Source organism: Kitasatospora sp. NPDC058048 (genome assembly GCF_042885555.1).
GTDB lineage: Bacteria > Actinomycetota > Actinomycetes > Streptomycetales > Streptomycetaceae > Kitasatospora > Kitasatospora lactacystinica.
The window spans coordinates 156,138-176,126 of the sequence record NZ_JBHVRT010000016.1; the positions used below are offsets into that span (position 1 = coordinate 156,138).

At 73.4% G+C, this 19,989-nt stretch carries 14 protein-coding genes and 1 tRNA gene; 2 read left to right on the top strand and 13 right to left on the bottom strand.

The features are described 5' to 3' along the window. Positions 1–134: 134 nt before the first annotated feature. From rho to ACFVVA_RS19115, 7 genes are all read right to left on the bottom strand, one after another. Entirely contained in the window at positions 135–2,258 is a 2,124-nt protein-coding gene (rho, locus tag ACFVVA_RS19085; RefSeq protein ID WP_387690902.1) for a transcription termination factor Rho, read from the bottom strand. A 603-nt stretch (positions 2,259–2,861) separates the two neighbouring features. Then, positions 2,862–3,800, bottom strand: a complete 939-nt coding sequence (gene thrB / locus ACFVVA_RS19090; protein ID WP_359899979.1) for a homoserine kinase — start codon at positions 3,798–3,800, stop codon at positions 2,862–2,864. A 364-nt stretch (positions 3,801–4,164) separates the two neighbouring features. Continuing rightward, positions 4,165–5,265: a threonine synthase gene (gene thrC / locus ACFVVA_RS19095; RefSeq protein ID WP_387690904.1), complete on the bottom strand. Its 1,101-nt coding sequence runs from the start codon at positions 5,263–5,265 to the stop codon at positions 4,165–4,167. A gap of 10 nt (positions 5,266–5,275) precedes the next feature. Beyond that, on the bottom strand, positions 5,276–6,568 hold the full coding sequence (locus ACFVVA_RS19100; protein WP_359899981.1) for a homoserine dehydrogenase: 1,293 nt from the start codon (positions 6,566–6,568) through the stop codon (positions 5,276–5,278). Between the two features lie 138 nt (positions 6,569–6,706). Further along, the gene (lysA, locus tag ACFVVA_RS19105) at positions 6,707–8,098 is read right to left on the bottom strand and encodes a diaminopimelate decarboxylase (RefSeq protein ID WP_387690906.1); all 1,392 of its coding nucleotides are present in this window, start codon (positions 8,096–8,098) and stop codon (positions 6,707–6,709) included. 89 nt (positions 8,099–8,187) lie between these two features. Then, a complete protein-coding gene (argS, locus tag ACFVVA_RS19110) occupies positions 8,188–9,849 on the bottom strand; it encodes an arginine--tRNA ligase (protein ID WP_387690908.1) in 1,662 nt (553 codons plus the stop codon). An 83-nt stretch (positions 9,850–9,932) separates the two neighbouring features. Then, on the bottom strand, positions 9,933–10,424 hold the full coding sequence (locus ACFVVA_RS19115) for a response regulator (RefSeq protein ID WP_387690942.1): 492 nt from the start codon (positions 10,422–10,424) through the stop codon (positions 9,933–9,935). Between the two features lie 179 nt (positions 10,425–10,603). On the opposite strand from ACFVVA_RS19115, the gene ACFVVA_RS19120 reads away from it, so the two are divergent. Continuing rightward, a tRNA-Arg gene (locus ACFVVA_RS19120) sits at positions 10,604–10,675 on the top strand. Positions 10,676–10,809: 134 nt separating this feature from the next. On the opposite strand, the gene ACFVVA_RS19125 is transcribed toward ACFVVA_RS19120, so the two are convergent. The 4 genes from ACFVVA_RS19125 to ACFVVA_RS19140 form a co-directional block, all read right to left on the bottom strand. Then, on the bottom strand, positions 10,810–11,799 hold the full coding sequence (locus ACFVVA_RS19125; protein ID WP_387690910.1) for a trypsin-like serine peptidase: 990 nt from the start codon (positions 11,797–11,799) through the stop codon (positions 10,810–10,812). A 130-nt stretch (positions 11,800–11,929) separates the two neighbouring features. Then, positions 11,930–12,880, bottom strand: coding sequence for a carbohydrate kinase family protein (locus tag ACFVVA_RS19130; RefSeq protein ID WP_387690912.1), 951 nt, complete (start codon positions 12,878–12,880; stop codon positions 11,930–11,932). Positions 12,881–12,961: 81 nt separating this feature from the next. Continuing rightward, complete coding sequence (locus ACFVVA_RS19135; protein ID WP_387690914.1) at positions 12,962–14,608, bottom strand: MFS transporter; 1,647 nt, start codon at positions 14,606–14,608, stop codon at positions 12,962–12,964. 222 nt (positions 14,609–14,830) lie between these two features. Next, positions 14,831–16,555 (bottom strand): DUF885 domain-containing protein, encoded by a 1,725-nt coding sequence (locus ACFVVA_RS19140; RefSeq protein ID WP_387690915.1) that lies wholly within the window; start codon positions 16,553–16,555, stop codon positions 14,831–14,833. Between the two features lie 119 nt (positions 16,556–16,674). Between ACFVVA_RS19140 and ACFVVA_RS19145 the strand changes: the two genes are divergently transcribed. Further along, on the top strand, positions 16,675–17,433 hold the full coding sequence (locus tag ACFVVA_RS19145) for a TetR/AcrR family transcriptional regulator (RefSeq protein WP_387690917.1): 759 nt from the start codon (positions 16,675–16,677) through the stop codon (positions 17,431–17,433). A gap of 125 nt (positions 17,434–17,558) precedes the next feature. Here the strand turns inward: ACFVVA_RS19145 and ACFVVA_RS19150 are convergent, their stop codons facing one another. Together ACFVVA_RS19150 and ACFVVA_RS19155 are read right to left on the bottom strand one after the other, a co-directional pair. Further along, complete coding sequence (locus ACFVVA_RS19150; RefSeq protein ID WP_359899997.1) at positions 17,559–18,410, bottom strand: fumarylacetoacetate hydrolase family protein; 852 nt, start codon at positions 18,408–18,410, stop codon at positions 17,559–17,561. A gap of 296 nt (positions 18,411–18,706) precedes the next feature. After that, positions 18,707–19,915 (bottom strand): protein kinase, encoded by a 1,209-nt coding sequence (locus tag ACFVVA_RS19155; RefSeq protein ID WP_387690919.1) that lies wholly within the window; start codon positions 19,913–19,915, stop codon positions 18,707–18,709. Between the last annotated feature and the right edge of the window lie 74 nt (positions 19,916–19,989).

The window sequence follows — 19,989 nt, forward strand, 5'->3', positions numbered from 1 at the left end:
CAGAGTAAATCGGACAACATGATCCAAACGCCCTCAAGTTGTCCCGACTCTGGAACAAACCGGGCCGGACGCACGGAACCCCGGACCGCTCGCGCGATCCGGGGTTCCGTGCTCGGACAACCGTCCGGCTACGGTCAGTCGTTGGAGCCGGGGGTGGTCTTGGCGATCTGCATCAGGAACTCGGCGTTGCTCTTGGTCTGCTTCATCTTGTCCAGGAGCAGCTCGATCGCCTGCTGCGAGTCGAGCGCGTGCAGCACCCGGCGCAGCTTCCAGACGATGGCCAACTCCTCGCTGCCGAGCAGGATCTCCTCCTTGCGGGTGCTGGAGGCGTCCACGTCGACGGCCGGGAAGATGCGCTTGTCCGAGAGCTTCCGGTCGAGCTTGAGCTCCATGTTGCCGGTGCCCTTGAACTCCTCGAAGATCACCTCGTCCATGCGCGAGCCGGTCTCGACCAGCGCGGTGGCCAGGATGGTCAGCGAGCCGCCGTTCTCGATGTTGCGCGCGGCACCGAAGAACTTCTTCGGCGGGTACAGCGCGGTCGAGTCGACACCACCGGACAGGATGCGGCCGGAGGCCGGCGCGGCCAGGTTGTAGGCGCGGCCGAGACGGGTGATCGAGTCCAGCAGGATGACCACGTCGTGGCCCAGCTCGACCAGGCGCTTGGCGCGCTCGATGGCCAGCTCGGCGACGGTGGTGTGGTCCTCGGCCGGGCGGTCGAAGGTCGAGGAGATGACCTCGCCCTTCACCGACCGCTGCATGTCGGTGACCTCTTCCGGACGCTCGTCGACCAGGACGACCATCAGGTGGCACTCGGGGTTGTTGTGGGTGATCGCGTTGGCGACCGCCTGCAGCACCATGGTCTTGCCGGTCTTCGGCGGCGCGACGATCAGACCGCGCTGGCCCTTGCCGATCGGCGACACCAGGTCGATGATCCGGGTGGTCAGCACGCCCGGGTCGGTCTCCAGGCGCAGCCGCTCCTGCGGGTAGAGCGGGGTGAGCTTGTTGAACTCGGGGCGGCCGCGACCGCTCTCCGGGTCCATGCCGTTGACGGAGTCCAGCCGCACCATGGCGTTGAACTTCTCGCGGCGCTCGCCGTCCTTGGGCTGGCGCACCGCGCCGGTGATGGCGTCGCCCTTGCGCAGGCCGTTCTTGCGGACCTGGGCGAGCGAGACGTAGACGTCGTTCTGGCCCGGCAGGTAGCCGGAGGTGCGCACGAACGCGTAGTTGTCGAGGATGTCGAGGATGCCCGCGACCGGGATCAGGACGTCGTCCTCGCCGATCTGCGGCTCGGCGGGGCCGGCCTCGAAGCCCTCGCGGCCGCGGCGGCCACGGCGGTCGCGGTAGCGCCCGCGCCGGCCACGGCGGCCGTCGCCGAACTCGTCGTCGTCGTAGCCGCCCTGCTGGACCTGCGGCTGCTGGGCCTGCTGGGTCTGGCGGCCCTGCTGCTCGGCCTGGCCGCCCTGCTGCTGGCCGCCGCCCTGCTGGGACTGGCGGTCGGTGCGGTCGGTGCGGTCGGTGCGCTCGCGGCGGTTGCGGCGGTCGCGGCGCGACTCGCGGCCGTCGGCGTCCTGGGCCTCGCCGGCCTCCTGGCGCTCGGTGCGCTCCGTACGCTCGGGACGGTCGCCGCCCTCGCGGCGCTCACGCCGCTCACGGCGGTCGCGACGGCTCTCGCGGCTGTCCTCGCGGCCCTCGAAGCCGCGGGTCTCGGCCGGGCGGGCCTCGGCCTGCTTCGGCTCGGCGACCGCGACGGTGGCGGCCTCGGCCGGGGCCTCCGCGACCGGGGCGGTGGGCGCGCCGGCGGCCGAGGTGGCCCGGCGGCGGGTGCGCTCGGTACGGGCGGGCGCGGCGGTCTCGGCGGCGGCCTGGACCGGGATCTCGATCTGGGCCTGCGGCTCGGCGGCGGCCGGAGCCTCGGCCGCCTTGGCGGCGGCCTTGGTGCGGCGGGCCGGCTTCTCGGCCGGGGCCTCGGCGTCCGCCTTGGCGGCGGTGCGCTTGGCGGCCGGGGCGGTGCCACCGGCGGCGAGCAGCGGGTCCCCGCCGCTCTTCTCCTTGATGGTCTCGATCAGCTGGCTCTTGCGCATGCGTCCGGTACCGGTGATGCCAAGGTCCGCGGCGAGCTTCTGCAGCTCGGCCAGGACCATGCCGTCCAGGCCCGCGGCGGCGCTGCGGCGGCGCCGGGCCGGGGCAGCGGGGGCGGCGGCTGCGTCCGACGCCTCGGCGTCCGGGCGCGCGCCCATCAGATCGGTGGAGTCGCTCACTAAGGGTCCTTCCCTGGAGCGGACGTCGGCCTGTCTGGCTCGGCGACCGGTTGTGCTGTCCTGACCAACGCTCGACTGCGTCGGTCCGAGGCGGTGATCCCTCGAATGGCGGGAGCCCGTCGAGGGAGAGCTACGTACGAGGTGCGGTGCTTGAAGCACGGTGGTGCTGAGTGGCGCGTGGGCCGGTCGTGTGTCGACCTCCCCTGAGGGCGTAACCCCCACGCTCCCTGCGAATCCCGGGCCCCCGTCGCGTGACGGTGGCCCGCGCTCCGCCCGTCCTGGCCTCAAGGTGGGAGGCCGCGGGTGGGAATCAGGTGCCGTCACGGCTTCGGGATGCGGCCGCGTGTCGCGCAGGCAGGCTGCGTACGCGCTGCGGTGGGCTCCCGGAGAATCGTCGCCCCGTGCATCGCCGGGACTCCACTGCCGTGGAGTGCTGGGATCGGGACGCGGCGCACCTAGCCCCGGAGGGCACCTGGTGCAGCAATGAGGTTAACACTACCGACCCCCTCAGACATTCCCCAGCCTTGCGCTTGCCAATCGTGTCCGCCGGACCCGGCTCGGCAGGGTGCCGGCGCCGGGTCCCGAGCGGCCCGTTCGGGCTGCTCAGACGTCCAGCGGGAGCACGACGGCCCCGGTGCGGTCGACGTCCAGCCGGTGCGCGGCGAACGCCGGGTCGCCGCCGTGGCCGTGGTGCCCGGCGAAGGAGAGCACCTTGTCGGCGCCCGCCTCGTCGGTCAGCGCGAGGACGGTCGGGCCGGCCCCGGAGATGACCGCGGGGACGCCCTCGGCGCGCAGCGCGCCGACCAGGGCGGCGCTGTCCGGCATCGCGGAGGCGCGGTAGTCCTGGTGCAGCCGGTCCTCGGTGGCGGCGAGGAGCAGCTCGGGGCGCCTGGTCAGCGCCTCCACCAGCAGCGCGGAGCGGCCGGCGTTGACGGCCGCGTCGGCCAGCGGGACGGTCCTCGGCAGCAGCCCGCGCGCGGTCTCGGTGAGCACTTCGCCGGCCGGTACGAACACCACCGGGACGACCTGCTCGGACGGCTCCAGCGCGACCGCCTTGGCCGACTCCTCGTCGGTCCAGGCGATGGTGAAGTTGCCGCGCAGGCAGGCCGCGACGTTGTCCGGGTGGCCCTCCAGCTCGGAGGCGAGGGCCAGCAGCGCGTCGTCGTCCAGCGCGGACGGGCCGCCGATGGTCACCGCGCGGGCGGCCACGATGCCGGCGCAGATGGCGGCCGAGGAGGAACCGAGGCCGCGGCCGTGCGGTATCCGGTTGGCGCAGACCACTTCGAGGCCCCGCGGCTGGCCGCCGAGCCGGTCGAAGGCGGCGCGCATCGAACGGACCAGCAGGTGGCGCTCGTCGCGCGGCAGCGTGTCGGAGCCCTCGCCGGCGATGTCGACGGAGAGGCCGGAGTCGGCGACCCGGACGACGACGTCGTCGTACAGACCCAGCGCGAGCCCGAAGGCGTCGAAGCCCGGGCCGAGGTTGGCGCTGGTCGCGGGAACCCTGACCCGGACGGCGGCGGCACGGAACGCAGGACCGGCCATGCGGTGGACTCTCCTGGGGAAATCGGGCGGCGCGGAGCGCGTCGTCGGTGCGAGGGTGGGGAACGGACCGCGGCCCCTCGGGGGGCGGGCGGTCGCGACGGTCGGCGCGGCCCGGACCCGCCGGGCCCGGGGCATGTGCCACACGGCCGAGGCCAGAGTATCGAAGAGAGGTTCCCCAGCGGTACACCCCGTGGGCCTTCGATCTGGTGTGTTGCCGGTTCTGGCCGGAATGCACACCCCCCTCCGTCAAAGGGAGGGGTGGAAACGGATCGCAATGCGCAGCCCAATTGACACAAAAGTGTCAGTCGGGAACTCCGACGGGCCGACCCCCGAAAGGGTCGGCCCGTCGACGTGCCGGTGCCCGTTACCGGTCGAGCAGTCCGAGGCTGCGGGCGGCCGCCTCCGGGTCGATCGGGACGATCTGCGGCTGCGGCGCGCCGGCCACCGCCCAGTCCGGGTCCTTCAGGCCGTTTCCGGTCACGGTGCAGACGATCCGCTGGCCCGGGTCGACCAGGCCGGCCTCCGCCTTGGCCAGCAGACCGGCCACCGAGGCGGCCGAGGCCGGCTCCACGAAGACGCCCTCCTGGGAGGCCAACAGCCGGTAGGCGGACAGGATCTGACGGTCCGTCACCTTGTCGATGAGGCCGCCGGACTCGTCCCGCGCGGCGAGCGCGAAGTCCCAGGAGGCCGGGTTGCCGATCCGGATCGCGGTGGCGATGGTCTGCGGCTTGAGCACCGGCGCGCCGTCCACGATCGGGGCCGAGCCGGAGGCCTGGAAACCCCACATCCGCGGGGTGCGGGTGGCGAGGCCGTCCGCGGCGTACTCGCGGTAGCCCTTCCAGTACGCGGTGATGTTGCCCGCGTTGCCGACCGGCAGGACGTGGATGTCCGGGGCCTCGCCGAGCATGTCGACGATCTCGAAGGCCGCGGTCTTCTGGCCCTCGATCCGCACCGGGTTGACCGAGTTGACCAGCGCCACCGGGTACTTCTCGGACAGTTCGCGCGCGAGGGTGAGGCAGTCGTCGAAGTTCCCGTCGACCTGCAGGATCCTGGCGCCGTGCACCAGCGCCTGGCCCATCTTGCCGAGGGCGATCTTGCCCTGCGGGACGAGCACCGCGGAGACCATCCCGGCCCGCACCGCGTACGCGGCGGCGGAGGCCGAGGTGTTGCCGGTGGACGCGCAGATGACCGCCTGCGCGCCCTCCTCCTTGGCCTTGGAGATGGCCATCGTCATCCCGCGGTCCTTGAAGGAACCGGTCGGGTTGGCGCCCTCGACCTTGAGGTAGACCTCGCAGCCCGTGCGCTCGGAGAGCACCTGGGCGGGGACCAGGGGCGTGCCGCCCTCCAGCAGGGTGACCACCGGGGTGGCCGCGGTGACCGGCAGGCGGTCCCGGTACTCCTCGATCAGGCCGCGCCACTGGTGGGTGTGCGCGCCTCGGACGACGTTCTCGGCAACGGCGTTCATGGCTGGTTCCTTATTCCCCTTCGACCCTCATGATGCTGGCCACGTCCCGCACGCTGTCCAGCGCGCGGAGCTTGTCGACCGTCGCCGACAGCGCGGCGTCGGTGGCACGGTGGGTGACCACGACGAGCGAGGCGTCGCCGTCGCGGCCCTGCTGGCGCACGGTGTCGATGGACACGCCGTGCTCGGCGAAGACGGACGCGACCTGCGCGAGCACGCCCGCGCGGTCGTCCACGTCCAGGCTGACGTGGTAGCGGGTGACCACCTCGTCCATCGGCTTGGCCGGCAGCCGGGTGTACACCGAGTCACCGGGACCGGTGGCGCCGGCCAGCTTGTTGCGACAGACCGCGACCAGGTCGCCGAGCACCGCGGAGGCGGTCGGCGAACCGCCCGCGCCCGGGCCGTAGAACATCAGCCGGCCGGCCGCCTCGGCCTCGACGAACACCGCGTTGTACGCCTCGCGGACGGAGGCCAGCGGGTGCGACAGCGGGATCATCGCCGGGTGGACCCGCGCGGTGACGGACTCGCCGTCCGCGGCCCGCTCGCAGATCGCGAGCAGCTTGACCACGCAGCCCATCTCCTTGGCGGAGGCGATGTCGGCCGCGGTCACCTCGGTGATGCCCTCGCGGTAGACGTCCGCCGCGGTGACCTTGGTGTGGAAGGCGATGCCGGCCAGGATCGCGGCCTTGGCGGCGGCGTCGAAGCCCTCGACGTCGGCCGTCGGGTCGGCCTCGGCGTAGCCCAGCGCGGTGGCCTCCTCCAGCGCCTCCGAGTAACCGGCGCCGGTGGTGTCCATCTTGTCGAGGATGAAGTTGGTGGTGCCGTTGACGATGCCGAGCACCCGGTTGACCTTGTCGCCCGCGAGCGACTCGCGCAGCGGACGCAGCAGCGGGATCGCGCCCGCCACCGCGGCCTCGTAGTACAGGTCCACCCCGGCCCCGGCGGCCGCGGCGTGCAGCTCGGTGCCGTCCTTGGCGAGCAGCGCCTTGTTGGCGCTGACCACCGAGGCGCCCTGCCCGAAGGCGGACAGGATCAGCGATTTGGACGGCTCGATGCCGCCCACCACCTCGACCACCACGTCGATGTCGCCCCGGTTGACCAGGGCCTCGGCGTCGGTGGTGATCAGGTGCTCGGGGACGCCCGGGCGGGTCCGCCCGGCACGGCGGACCGCGATCCCGGCCAGCTCGACCGGAGCACCGATGCGAGCGGCGAGGTCGTCGGCCGTCGTCGTCATGATGCGCGCCACCTCGGAGCCCACCACACCACAACCCAGCAACGCCACCTTCAGCGGGCGCGTACGCATCATCCGACTCCGCTCTGCATTCATCAGCTTCGGTAATTTCCGGCGGGTTTTCCTGGACCGCCGGAAGCTTCGGTCCGTACCAGTCTCCGGGACTTTCCGTACGGATCTACGGTCGTTCCATGATCTGAGACAAGGATTTCGTCATCCGATATCCAGACGCAGGAGATCCTCCTCCGTCTCGCGCCGGACGATCACCCGCGCCGCACCGTCCTTGACGGCGAGCACGGGGGGCTTGAGGGCGTGGTTGTAATTGCTCGCCATCGAACGGCAGTAGGCGCCGGTGGCGGGGACCGCGATCAGGTCGCCGGCGGCCAGGTCGGCCGGCAGGAAGGCGTCCCGGACGACGATGTCGCCGGACTCGCAGTGCTTGCCGACCACCCGCACCAGCATCGGCTCGGCGTCGCTGGTGCGCGACACCAGGGCCACCGAGTACTCGGCGTCGTACAGCGCGGTGCGGATGTTGTCGGACATCCCGCCGTCCACGCTGACGTAGGTGCGCAGGCCCTCCAGCGGCTTGACGGTGCCGACCTCGTACAGCGTGAACGCCGTCGGGCCCACGATCGCCCGGCCCGGCTCCACGCTCAGCCGGGGGGCGTCCAGGTTCGCGGCGGCACACTCGCGCCGGACGATGTCGGCCAGCGCGGCCGCGATCTCGGCCGGCTCGCGCGGGTCGTCATCGCTGGTGTACGCGATGCCGAGGCCGCCGCCGAGGTCGATCTCGGGCAGCTCGACGCCGTGCTCGTCGCGGATCCCGGCCAGCAGGCCGACCACCCGGCGGGCGGCCACCTCGAAGCCGGCCATGTCAAAGATCTGCGAGCCGATGTGCGAGTGGATGCCGCGCAGCTCCAGGCTGTCGTGGCCGAGCACCCGGCGCACCGCCTCGGCGGCCGCGCCCCCGGTGAGGGACAGGCCGAACTTCTGGTCCTCGTGCGCGGTGGCGATGAACTCGTGGGTGTGCGCCTCAACGCCGACGGTGATCCGGATCAGCACCTGCTGGCGCACGCCCTGGCGGGCGGCGATCGCGGCCAGGCGCTCGATCTCGTCGTAGGAGTCGACCACGATGTGCCCGACGCCGGTCTTCACCGCGTGCTCGAGCTCGTCCGCCGACTTGTTGTTGCCGTGCAGCGCGATCCGCCGCGGCGGCATCCCGGCGGCCAGCGCGACCGCCAGCTCGCCCGCGCTGCACACGTCGAGGTTGAGGCCCTCCTCGTGCAGCCAGCGCACGACGGCCTTGGAGAGAAACGCCTTGCCGGCGTAGTAGACGTCCGCCTCGGTGCCGAAGGCGTCCCGCCAGGCGCGCGCCCGGGAGCGGAAGTCCTCCTCGTCCAGCACGTAGGCGGGGGTGCCGAACTCGGCCGCCAGCCGCTTGACGTCGACGCCGCCGACGGTGGCCACGCCCTCGGCGTCGCGGGCGACGGTGCGCGACCAGACCTTGGGGTCGAGCGCGTTCAGATCGGCGGGCGGGGCCTGGTAGTGGCCCTCGGGCAGGACGTCGCCGTGGCGGGGGCCTGCCGGGTGTGCGGAGCGGCTCATCTTCGTAGATCCTTCGAGACCTATGGCGAGGGGCGGCGACGGTCCCCGTTGACCGTCAGCCGCCCCCGCTGTGCGCTTGGGGGTGGTGCCTACATCCGCTCGGGCGCCGTCACGCCCAGGAGCGTGAGGCCGTTGGCGAGCACGGTGCGCGTCGCCTCGACCAGCCAGAGGCGGGCGCGGTGCGTGTCGTTGAGCTCCTCGTCGCCCTTGGGCAGGAACATGCAGTTCTCGTACAGGCGGTGGTATTTGCCCGCGAGCTTCTCCAGGTACACGGCGACCCGGTGCGGCTCGCGCAGCTCGCCGGCCGTGGCCAGCACCCGCGGGAACTCCGCGAGGTGGCCGAGCACGTCGGACTCCCACTCGGTGGCGAGCAGCTCGGGCTTGAACTGCTCGACCGTGCCCTTGTCCACGCCCAGCTCGGCGGCCTTGCGCGCCACGCCGCACATCCGGGTGTGCGCGTACTGGACGTAGAAGACCGGGTTCTCGTTGGTCTGGCTGGTCAGCAGGTTGATGTCCAGCGTGATCGTCGAGTCCGTGGAGGAGCGCGCCAGGGTGTAGCGGGCGGCGTCCACGCCGATCCACTCGACCACGTCGTCGATCGTGATGATGTTGCCGGCCCGCTTGGACATGCGGACCTCTTCGCCGTCGCGAAGCATCTTCACGAACTGGCCGATCTTCACCTCGATGTTGCGGTTCATGTCGTCGCCCGCGCAGGCCGAGATGGCCTTGAGGCGGTTGACGTAGCCGTGGTGGTCGGCGCCCAGCATGTAGAGCGCGACCTCGGCGCCGCGGTCCCGCTTGGACAGGTAGTACGCGGCGTCGGCGGCGAAGTAGGTCTTGTCGCCGTCGGCCTTGACCAGGACGCGGTCCTTGTCGTCGCCGAAGTCGGTGGTGCGCAGGAAGACCGCGTCGTCCTGCTCGAAGACGTGGCCCTGCTCGCGCAGCCGGTCGATGGCCTTCTCGACCGCGCCGGAGTCGTGCAGCGTCTTCTCCGAGAACCACACGTCGAAGTGGGTGCCGAACTCGTCCATCGAGCGCTTGATCTCGGACACCATGAGCTTGAGGCCCTCGGTGCGGAAGACCTGGAGCTGCTCCTCCTCGGAGAGGTCGAGCACGCCCGGGATCGCGTCGGTGAGCGCCTTGGCGATGTCGACGATGTACTCGCCGACGTAGCCGTCCTCGGGCGCCGGGCGACCGTTCGCGGCGGCCTGCAGCGAGGCGGCGAACTTGCCGATCTGCACACCGGCGTCGTTGAGGTAGTACTCGGTGGTGACGTCGGCGCCGGAGGCCCGCAGCACGCGCGCCAGCGAGTCGCCGACGGCGGCCCAGCGGACGCCGCCGATGTGGATCGGGCCGGTCGGGTTGGCGGAGACGAACTCCAGGTTGATCTTCAGGCCGCCGAGGGCGTCGTTGCGGCCGTAGGCCTCGCCCGCCTCGACGACGGTGCGCGCCAGCGCACCGGCGGTGGCGGTGTCCAGGGTGATGTTCAGGAAGCCCGGACCGGCGATGTCGACCTTGGCGACGCCGGTGATCCCTCGCAGTCGCTCGACCAGCAGCTCGGCAATGGCTCGCGGCGGCTTGCCGGCCGCCTTGGCGAGCTGGAGGGCCACGTTCGTCGCGTAGTCGCCGTGGTCCCGGTTCTTGGGCCGGTCGACCGTCACGTGCTCGGGCACGGCGACGGCCAGCTCGCCCGCCTCGACGGCGGAGCTCACTGCGGCCTGGATTGCCTGGGAAAGGTCTGCGGGGGTCACGACGCCAAGCGTAGGCGAGACGGGGTGCCCGCCCGCCACTCGGTTTACCGGTTGAGACGCCGGAGTGCCGTCGTTACGGGGTCTCAGCCGCGCTCGGTGCGCTCTGTTCGCTCAGGGCGAACTGCGGCGGCCCCTTCGCCGGCCTGCCCGCCGGCCTGCTCGCCGGCCTCTCCGCCGCCCTCTTCGCCGGGCGGCCCGCCGGGGTGCCCGGTGAGCCGCATCAGGCGTCGCACCAGGGCCACCAGGTCGGCCGGGTCGAAGGGCTTGCCGAGGTAGCCGTCCACCCCGACCGTCTCCCCCAGGTCGAGGTCCGCCGGGGTGCAGGCGCTCACGATCGCGATCGGCAGCCGGCTGGTGTCCGGGGTCGCGCGCAGCCGGGCCGCCGTCCGCAGGCCGTCCAGCCGCGGCATCACCACGTCCAGCGTCACCACGTCCGGCTGCACCCGGCGGATGACCTCCAGGCACTCGGCGCCGTCGGCGGCGGTCACCACCTCGAAGCCTTCGAGCTCCAGGTTGATCCTGATCAGCTGGCGGATCACCTCGCTGTCGTCCACCACGAGGACCCGCCCGGACACTCCCGACACCTCACCGAGGGTATCGGCGGCCCCGCCGCCCCGTCCGGCCTTTGGGCACTTCCGCTCCCCCGCCCGCCGGGGCCGCCGCGACGATCTTCGGGGAAACCCGTGCACGGGCCGCGTCCGAAGCCTGGTAGTGTTCTCCACGTCGGAAGCGCGAGCGACCGACAGGCCAACAGGCCCCCGTAGCTCAGGGGATAGAGCACCGCCCTCCGGAGGCGGGTGCGTAGGTTCGAATCCTACCGGGGGCACTCACGCAGTGATTGCGAGAGTGTAATCAGGGCCCAGATCAGTGGAGTTGATCCACGATCTGGGCCTTTGTCGTGTTCCGGGCCCGGTGGGACCGGACGGGGCCGGGCCCGGCGCGGAACCGGGCCCGACGGATTCAGGAGGCCGCCGCCTCCGCCTGGGCGTACAGGTCCGCGATGGTGTGGTCGAAGTAGGCGCTGTAGGAGACGTCGTCGGTGTCGCCGCCCTGCTGGTAGCCGCCGATCGCGCCGATCACGTCGCCGGTGGCGGTGTTGATCCAGGGGCCGCCGCTGGTGCCGGACGGGTAGGCCGGGCAGTGCACCACCCGCTGGTAGGCGCTCTGCTGTCCGGTGGTGTTGGTGCACAGCAGGGGCGTCTCGGAGTCGGCGGGGTAGCCGTAGAGCCGGACGGTGGCGTCGAACGGCTCGTCGGCGCCCAGCCGGTTGCCGCCGACCACGTCCTCGACGTTGCGGCCGTTGCTGGGGGCCGTCTCCAGGATCGCGAAGTCCTCGTCCGCGTCGCCCTTCTGGGCCCAGCCGGCGGTGGTGTGGATCGCGGTCACCTGCCAGGTGCCGTACGGGGCGGATCCGTCGCGGTAGCCGGGCGCGAAGGTGACGCCGTCGGTGCCGCCGAGGCAGTGCGCGGCGGTCAGCAGCAGGTTGGCGGTGGCGCTGTGCAGCACGCTGGCGGTGCAGAAGTGGTTGCCGGCCGCCAACGCGCCGCCGAACAGCGCGCCGACGGTCCCGGCTTCACGGTCGCCGGCCGGGGACGGGCCGGTGGTGCCGAGGGCGACGTCGGAGGCGGCGGGAGCGGCGGCGTGGGCGGGGGCGGCCGCGGTGGACGGGTCGACCGGCGGCGGGGCGGCGGTCGGGGTCGCGGGCGCGGGCGCGGGCGCGGAGGACGCGGGGGCCGCGACCTGGGTGGCCGCCGCCGGTTCGGTGGCCGGGGCGGGCACGGCGGCGGCACGGGTGCTGCGGGCCGCCTTCCCGGCGGCCGTCGCCTCCGACAGGTCCAGCCCGTGCGTCCCGCTCAGCAGGGCGGCGACCGCCACCGCGGACAGCACGGTGAACAGGGACGGGGCCAGGAGTCTGCGGCGGCGCGACCTCTGGCGGCTGTGCTTGCCCATGCCTGTTTCTCCTGCCGGGGCGATCGGGGGCGGCGTTCGGTCAACGACTATGCCGCCTCAGCCTGGTAGGGGCGTGACCGGCTCCTTGGAGCTCGATGAGAAACCCGCCACCCGGCCGCACCCCCAGGCGTCACGGGCCGGCGAGCACCGCATCCAGTGCGGCGGCTCCGACGAAGGCGGTGTGCGTCCCGGCGGCGGTGCAGGCGAAGGCCCCGGCCACCGTACCGGCCCGGGCGCAGTCCAGCGGCGAACGGCCCTGGAACCAGGCGTACAGGAAGCCCGACACGAAGGCGTCCCCGGCGCCGTTGCTGTCCACCACCGGGCGGCCCGGGTCGACGGCCGGCAGGTGGCGCGGCGCGGGGTCGTCCCGGGTGAGCAGGTGGCAGCCCTCGGCGCCGGCGGTGGCGACGACCACCCGCGCGCGCCCCTCCGCGAGGATCGCGCGCATCACCTCCTCGTGCCGGCCGGGGCAGCCGGCCGCGGAGAGGAAGACCAGGTCGGAGCCGAGCGCGTACCCACGGCGGTACGGGTCGACGCCGTCCCAGTCGTGCAGGTCGGTGGAGGTGGTGCGGCCGAGGCGGTGGAGATCGCCGTACATGTCCCGGTTGACGCCGGTGATGGACAGGTGGACGTGCCGGCTGCGCTCGGCGTACGGCAGGTAGAGGTCGCGCGGCAGCCGCAGGTCGGCGGGGTGGCGGGCGTCGAAGAAGGAGAACCGGCGGCCGGCCACGTCCACCAGGTTGACCCCGCGCGGGGTGCCGTGCGGGCTCACCAGGTGCGCGAAGTGCAGGCCGTGGCGCGCGTAGTGGGCGCGGATCAGGTCGCCCTGGGCGTCGTCGCCGAGGAAGTCGATGAACGCGGTGCGCAGACCGAGGTGGTGGGCGCCGAGGGCGACGCCGTTGCCGGTGTGGCCGACGTAGTCCCGCACCGGTTCGACGAGCTGCGAGTCGCCGGGCGGGACTTCCAGCCGCTCGACCCGGACGATGGTGTCCACGCCGGCGCCGCCGACGACGAGCAGGTCGAACTCGGGCCGCGCGGCCCCGGGCGGCACGTTCTCGGGCGGCACGTTCTCGGACAGCACGGCGGCGCCTCCTTGATCCCTGGACGGTGGCCAGGAGTCAAGCAGGCGCCGGAGGTTGGCTGCAAGACTTTGCTGCAAATTTCAGTCGCTCGACGGCCGCTCCGCTCCGGTCTCCGCCCCGGCCTCCGCCCGCCCCTCGCTCGCGGGGCGGACGTTGGCCCTGACATCGGCCGCGGCCGCCGCCCGCAGGTCCGTCGGACGGCCGTCCACGGCCGGTACGGCCGCAGCCTGTGCCTGTGCCTGCGCCGCGGAGGCGCCGCCCTCGACGGCGGTGGCCTCACCGGGCGCCGGCCGGTGGTTGATCATCAGCACCGCGACCAGCGCGGCCGCCAGCAGGACGCCCATCGCCACCCAGGTCGCGATCACGTAGCCGTGCACCGCGCCCTCGGCCCGCACCGCCGGGTCGGAGGCGATCCGGGTGGCCAGGAAGCTCGCGGTCGCACTCGCGGCGATCGTGTTCAGCAGCGCCGTGCCGACCGAGCCGCCCACCTGCTGGGCCGAGTTGATGGTGGCCGAGGCCGCGCCGGTCTCGTTCGGGGCGACCCCGAGGGTGGCCAGGCTCATCGCCGGCATGAACACCAGGCCCATGCCGAAGCCGAGCAGCAGCTCGGCGGGCAGCACCATGCCGGCCCACGGGCTGTCCACCCGCATCTGGGTCAGCCAGGCCATCCCGGCCGCGGCGAGCAGCAGCCCCGGGCCGATCAGGTTCCGGGACGGCACCCTGGTCATCATCCGGGCCGCGACGCCCGTCGAACTCAGCACGATGGCGGCCGTCATGGGCAGGAAGGACAGGCCGGACATGATCGGCGAGAAGTGCTTGATGGCCTGCAGGTAGTAGGTCAGGAACAGGAACAGGCCGAACATGCCGACCATCGCCAGGCCCACCGAGAGCGCGCCGCCGCCGCGGTTGCGGTCCGCGACGATGTGCAGCGGCAGCAGCGGGTGCGCGGTGCGCCGTTCGACCAGCACGAACGCCGCGAGCAGTGCCACGCCCAGGACCAGCGAGCCGATCACCAGGCCGTCGCCCCAGCCGCGACTCACGGCCTCGGAGGTGCCGTAGACGATCGCCAGCAGGCCGCCGCAGCCGAGCAGCGCCCCGGGCAGGTCCAGCGGCATCCGGCGGCCCTTCCCGACGTGGTCGCGCTTCAGCACGTTGAACGCCGCGAAGGCGGTGGCGACGGCGATCGGCACGTTGACGAACAGGCACCAGCGCCAGTTCAGGTACTCGGTCAGCAGTCCGCCGGCGATGAAGCCGATCGCGGAGCCGCCGGCGGCGATCGCACCGAAGATGCCGAAGGCCGTACTGCGTTCCCGCGGATCGGAGAAGGTGGTGGAGAGCAGCCCCAGCGCGGAGGGCGCGAGCAGGGCACCGAACGCCCCCTGGAGGGCACGGGCGCCGAAGAGCATGGCCGGACCGACCGCCGCGCCGCCAAGCGCGGAGGCGAGGGCGAAGCCCAGCAGGCCGACGGTGAAGACGCGCTTGCGGCCGAAGAGGTCGCCCAGCCGGCCGCCGAGCAGCAGCAGGCCGCCGAAGGCGAGCGTGTAGGCGGTGATCACCCACTGCCGGTTGGCGTCCGAGATGCCCAGGTCCCGCTGGGCGGACGGCAGTGCGATGTTCACGATGGTGATGTCGAGCACGATCATGAGCTGGGCGGTGGCGATGACGGCCAGCGCCCACCAGCGGCGGCGGTCCGCGTCCTCATGACCGGTGACGGTTTGCGCAGTCACTGATCGAGCCTTCCGGAGTGGGGCGGAGAGGTCACGCAGTCGCCTTCCAGCCAAACTCCGCTCCGGACGGATGGCAAGGAAAAACCTCACCAAATCGGACTCGGGGGACAAAAGGACCAGGCCCCCGGGACTCCGGACCGAGTCCCGGGGGCCTGGTTCCCGGCCCCGCGGCCACCGCCGGCGCCGCGCCGTACCCGACGCGCGCCCGACGGAGCACGACCGTCAGAGCGCCGAGAGCTCCTCCACCAGGTCGTCCAGGCCCAGCGAGCCCTGCGAGAGCGCCGCCATGTGCCAGGCCTTGAGGTCGAACTCCTCGCCGCGCGCCTCGTGCGCCGCCTTCGCCGCCGCCCGCCCGCGCAGCCAGGCGCGCTCGCCGAGCTTGTAGCCGATCGCCTGGCCGGGCAGGCCCAGGTAGCGGACCAGCTCGCTGTCCAGGAACTCGGCGGACAGGCCGCAGTACAGGCCGAAGAACTCCCGGGCGTCCTCCGGGGCGACCGGCTCGCCCGGCTTGTACGGGGAGTCCGCCGGGAAGTCCAGGCCCACGTGCATGCCGATGTCGACGATGACCCGCAGCGCGCGCATCATCTGCGCGTTGAGGTAGCCCAGGCGGTGGCCCGGGTCGGTGAGGTAGCCGAGCTCGTCCATCAGGCGCTCGGCGTACAGCGCCCAGCCCTCCAGGTTGGCGCTGACCCCGCCGAGGCTCACCTGGTAGGTGGAGAGCCGGTCGGCGACGTAGTTCCACTGCGCGAGCTGGAGGTGGTGGCCCGGCACGCCCTCGTGGTACCAGGTGGAGACCAGGTCCCAGACCGGGAAGCGGTCCCGGCCGACCAGCGGCAGCCAGGTCCGCCCGGGGCGGCTGAAGTCCAGCGAGGGCGCGGTGTAGTACGGCGCGGCGGCGCTGCCGGCCGGGGCGATCCTCGACTCGACCCGGGTGACCGGCTCGGCCAGGTCGAAGTGGGTGCCCTGGAGGTCCCGGACGGCCTGGTCCATCAGGCCCTGGAGGTACTCCCGGGCGACCTCGGCGCCCTCGATGGCCGGGCCGTCGGACTCCAGCCACTGCATCGCCACCAGCGGGCCCGCGCCCGGCAGGACCTTCTCGGCCTCGACCTCCATCTGCGCCAGCAGGTCGTGGAACTCGCTCCACGCCCAGGCGTAGGCCTCGTCCAGGTCCAGGTCGGCACCGGTCCAGTAGCGCACCCAGCGGACGTAGCGCTCCCGGCCCGCGGTGTCCGGAGCACCGGCCGCGGCCGGGCCGTACACGTCGCGCAGCCAGTCGCGCAGCTCGGCCAGCGCCTCGGCGGCGGCCACCGCGTGCTTCGACAGCTCGGGGTGCAGGGCCTCCGGCGCCCCCTGGACGAACTGGCCGAACCAGGCACCGGGCACCCGCTCGTCGGCGGGCGTGTCCTCGCCCAGCCACTCGGTGAACTGCCCGAGCACCGTGGTCACCTGGCGCGGGCCGGACAGCAGGCCGCGCTCGACGCCCTCGGCCAGCGTCCGCCGGTACTGCTCGAACGCCACCGGGATCCTCGCCATGCGGCGGCCGACCACCTGCCACTCGGCCTCGGTGTCGGTCCCCATCAGGGTGAAGGACTCCCGCAGGTCGTGCACCGGGGAGCCCAGGTTGCGCAGCGAGCGGAAGCTCTCCCCGGCCTCGTGGACGGCGAGTTCGGCGGACAGCCGCTCGCGCAGCAGCCGGGCGCAGCGGCGCTCGGCCTCGTCCTCGGCCGCGCCGGCCCGCTCGGCCTCGTCGAGCTTCGCCAGGGTGCGGCGGGCGAGGTCGGCCAGGGCCTCGGGGCCGGCCGGGGAGAGGTCGGGCAGCCGGTCGTCATCGAGGTTGAGGCCGAGGTACACCGCGGTCAGCGGGTCGAGCTCGGCCAGTTCGCGGACGTGGTCGTCGGCGATGCGGCGAGGGGTGGCGCCGTCGGCGGTGATCAGTTCTTCACGCATTCCGACATCATTTCGTGGCGCGGCCGCTTTGCAACCCCTTTGCGAGTGGGGTTCGCCTGCGAAAATCCGTTCGGCGCGACAGGACCGGATCGGCCCGGCGCCCATTACGCTTGGCCGCCATGGAAGCCAGCCCCACCTCGGCAGGTCAGGCGCCCGTCCCGGCCGCGTCCGAGCCGCGTCCGCGCCGCACCGGCTACCGACGGCTGCCGGTCCAGCAGCGGCGCGAGCAGCTGATCGCGGTCGCCCTGGAGCTGTTCGCCTCCCGGCCGCCCGAGGAGGTGAGCCTGGACGACGTCGCCGAGGCCGCCGAGGCCTCCCGCCCGCTGGTGTACCGCTACTTCGCGGGCGGCAAGCAGCAGTTGTACGAGGCCGCGCTGCGCACCGCGGCGGACGAGCTGACCAGCCGCTTCGCGGTGCCGGTCCGCGGGACGCCGTCCGAGCAGCTGTCGGCGGTGCTGGACGGCTACTTCGCCTTCGTGGCCGAGCACGACGCGGGCTACTCGGCGCTGCTGCGCGGCGGTTCGGTGGTGGAGACGGCCCGCACCTCGGCGATCGTGGACGACGTCCGGCGGGCGGCGCTGCGGCGCACGCTGCGGCACCTGGGCGTGCGGGAGGCCGGGCCGCGGCTGACGCTGCTGGTGCGCTCGTGGATCGCGGTGGTCGAGGGCGCGTCGCTGAGCTGGCTGGACGAGGGGCGCGCGCTGCCGGTGACGGAGCTGCGCGACTGGCTGGTGGACCAGTTCACCGCGATGGCCGCGGCGACGGCGCTGCACGACCCGCAGACGGCCGAGGTGCTGGCGGGGGTGCTCGCGCTGGAGGGGCCGCGGCCGCAGCGGGCGGCGGAGCGGCTGCGGGCGGTCCTGGGCGGCGCTTCGTAGCTCGCGGTTCCGGGGCCGGGCGCCCTCTCCGCTCCAGGGCCGCACGGCTTCGGGGCCGCACGACTTCGCGGCCGCGGGTCGCGGTGGCCCTCCCGACCCCCGTGCCAAGGGCCGGGCGGCCACGCCTAGGCCTTGCCGAGCACCTGGCGCTGGCGGCCGAGCCCGTCGATCTCGATCTCGACCACGTCGCCCGGGGCGAGGAACGGCGTGCCGGGTCGGCCCAGGGTGACCCCGGCCGGGGTGCCGGTGATGATCACGTCGCCGGGCTCCAGCACCATGAACCGGCTCGCGTAGCGGACCAGTTCGAGCACCGGGAAGACCATCTCCGCGGTGCTGCCGTGCTGCCGCTGCTCACCGTTGACCCAGAGCCGCAGGGTCAGCGCCTGCGGGTCGGCCACCTCGTCGGCGGTGACCAGCCAGGGCCCGAGCGGGGTGAAGGTCTCCGCCGACTTGCCCTTGTCCCACTGGCCGCCGCGCTCGAACTGGAAGGCCCGCTCGGTGACGTCGTTGGCGATCGTGTAGCCGGCGATCACCCCGGCCGCCTCGGCGTGCGAGTCCAGGTAGCGGGCGGTGCGGCCGATCACGACGGCCAGTTCGGCCTCGTAGTCGGTCTTCTCGCCGCCGCGCGGCACCAGCACCTCGTCGTACGGGCCGACCACGGTGGAGCTCGGCTTGAGGAAGATCACCGGCTCGGCCGGGATCGCGGCCCCGGCCTCGGCCGCGTGGTCGCGGTAGTTGAGCCCGATGCCGACCACCTTGCCCGGCCGGGCCACCGGGGCGCCCACCCGCAGGCCGTCGAGGTCCACCACCGGCAGGAGGCCGGAGGCCGCCTCCCGGGCCAGCGCGGCCGGGTCCAGCCCGGCCAGGAAGGCCCCGTCGAGGTCGCGGGCCCGCCCCGAGAGGTCGTACGCGGTGCCGTCCTCGCCCAGGACGACCGGGCGCTCGGCGCCCGCGGGTCCGACGCGCAGGAGCTTCATCGATCCGTCACCAGCCTTTCGTCGCAGCTCACCGGGGCGGCGCGGACGCCGCTCCCGTGTCCGGCAACGAGGTATACCAACGCGTACGGGTCGCGGACCAGACCGTCCCGATGGGCGAAATCCTCCCGGTTCCCGCCCGGGCCGCGGCCCGGGCTCGGCGACCCGCACGGTTGACATCCGGCGGGCGTCCGGCCCACGGGCCGGCGGCGCGGGCGGGCGGTGCGGGCCGGCGGCGCGGGCGGGCGGTGCGGGCCGGCGGTGCGGGCCGGCGGTGGCTCCGGGCCGCGCGGGACGCCTCAGTCGCCCGGCGCATCGCCGAGCAGCACCCCCAGGCTCAGCGCCCGCGCTCGGCCCGGGCCGAGCCGGGCGGCTTCCCGCTGCCAGTGCGCGAGGTCGCGCCGCGCGTCCGCCCGGGCCTCCGGGGTGGCGCCGGGCACCTGGGCCAGCTCGTCCAGCAGCGCGACGGCGGCGCCCGGGCTGCCGTCCCGGGCCAGCCAGAGGGCCAGGTCGTGGCAGGTGCGCAGGGTGCGCGGGTCGTCCGGTCCGCAGATCCGGGCGAAGTCGGGCACGAGCGCGGTGAGGATCTCGACCGCCTCCGCCGACTCGCCGGCCTCGCCGTGCCGCCAGGCCCGGTCGGCCCGCCGGCGCAGCTGCTCCGGGCTGGGGTCGTCCGGGCGCAGCATCCCGGGCCGGACGACGCGCAGCCGCTCCAGCACCTCGGCGGCTCCGGCGGGCCGCTGCTCGGGCCGCTTGGCGAGCAGTTCGGCGATCAGCGCGCCCAGCGCGGGGTCCTTGCTGCGGACCCGGGACGGGACCTCCTCCAGGTGCCGGTACATGTACTCGGCGGCCGAGGCGGCGCGGAACGGGCGCGCGCCGGTGCAGACCTCGTACAGCATGATGCCGAGCGCGTAGAGGTCGGCCCGGCCGTCCACCACGCCGCCGGACCAGCACTCGGGCGCCAGGTACGGGACGGTGCCGACCACGTTGCCGGTGGAGGTGAGCCGGACGGTCTGGGTGACCAGTCGGGCGATGCCGAAGTCCAGGACCTTGGCCCGCTCCCCGTCCTGCGCGATCATCACGTTCTCGGGCTTGATGTCCCGGTGGACGATCCCCGAGCGGTGCGCGGCGTCCAGCGCCTTGCACACGTGCCGTATCCAGCGCAGCGCCTGCTTGTGGTCCGGCCGGCCGTCCTTGAGCACCTCGGACAGCGCCCGGCCGCGGACCAGCTCCATCACCAGGTACGGGATCTTCCCGGAGGCGGTCTCCGTCCACCCGTAGTCGTAGACGGTCACGATGTGTGGGTTGTTGAGGCCGCCGGCCGTCCGGGCCTCGCGGACGAACCGGCTGACCGCCTCCCGGTCGGTGGCGTGCTCGGCGAGCAGCACCTTGACCGCGACCTCCCGGTCGATGGTCGTGTCGGTGGCCCGCCAGACCACGCCGAACCCGCCCCTGCCCAGCTTCTGCTCCAGCCGGAAGCGACCGCCGAGCACCTCGCCCTTCTCCATGCCCTCCCCCAACTCGACCGCGCCCGCCCGGCATTCGCCGTCGGGAGGGGGTCACCATAGCGGCGGGCGGGAAA

Coding starts and splice junctions, on each gene's coding strand:
- thrB (WP_359899979.1), bottom strand. CDS start 3,800: ATGGCCGGTCCTGCGTTCCGTGCCGCCGCCGTCCGGGTCAGGGTTCCC.
- thrC (WP_387690904.1), bottom strand. CDS start 5,265: ATGAACGCCGTTGCCGAGAACGTCGTCCGAGGCGCGCACACCCACCAG.
- ACFVVA_RS19100 (WP_359899981.1), bottom strand. CDS start 6,568: ATGATGCGTACGCGCCCGCTGAAGGTGGCGTTGCTGGGTTGTGGTGTG.
- lysA (WP_387690906.1), bottom strand. CDS start 8,098: ATGAGCCGCTCCGCACACCCGGCAGGCCCCCGCCACGGCGACGTCCTG.
- ACFVVA_RS19125 (WP_387690910.1), bottom strand. CDS start 11,799: ATGGGCAAGCACAGCCGCCAGAGGTCGCGCCGCCGCAGACTCCTGGCC.
- ACFVVA_RS19140 (WP_387690915.1), bottom strand. CDS start 16,555: ATGCGTGAAGAACTGATCACCGCCGACGGCGCCACCCCTCGCCGCATC.
- ACFVVA_RS19145 (WP_387690917.1), top strand. CDS start 16,675: ATGGAAGCCAGCCCCACCTCGGCAGGTCAGGCGCCCGTCCCGGCCGCG.
- ACFVVA_RS19150 (WP_359899997.1), bottom strand. CDS start 18,410: ATGAAGCTCCTGCGCGTCGGACCCGCGGGCGCCGAGCGCCCGGTCGTC.
- ACFVVA_RS19155 (WP_387690919.1), bottom strand. CDS start 19,915: ATGGAGAAGGGCGAGGTGCTCGGCGGTCGCTTCCGGCTGGAGCAGAAG.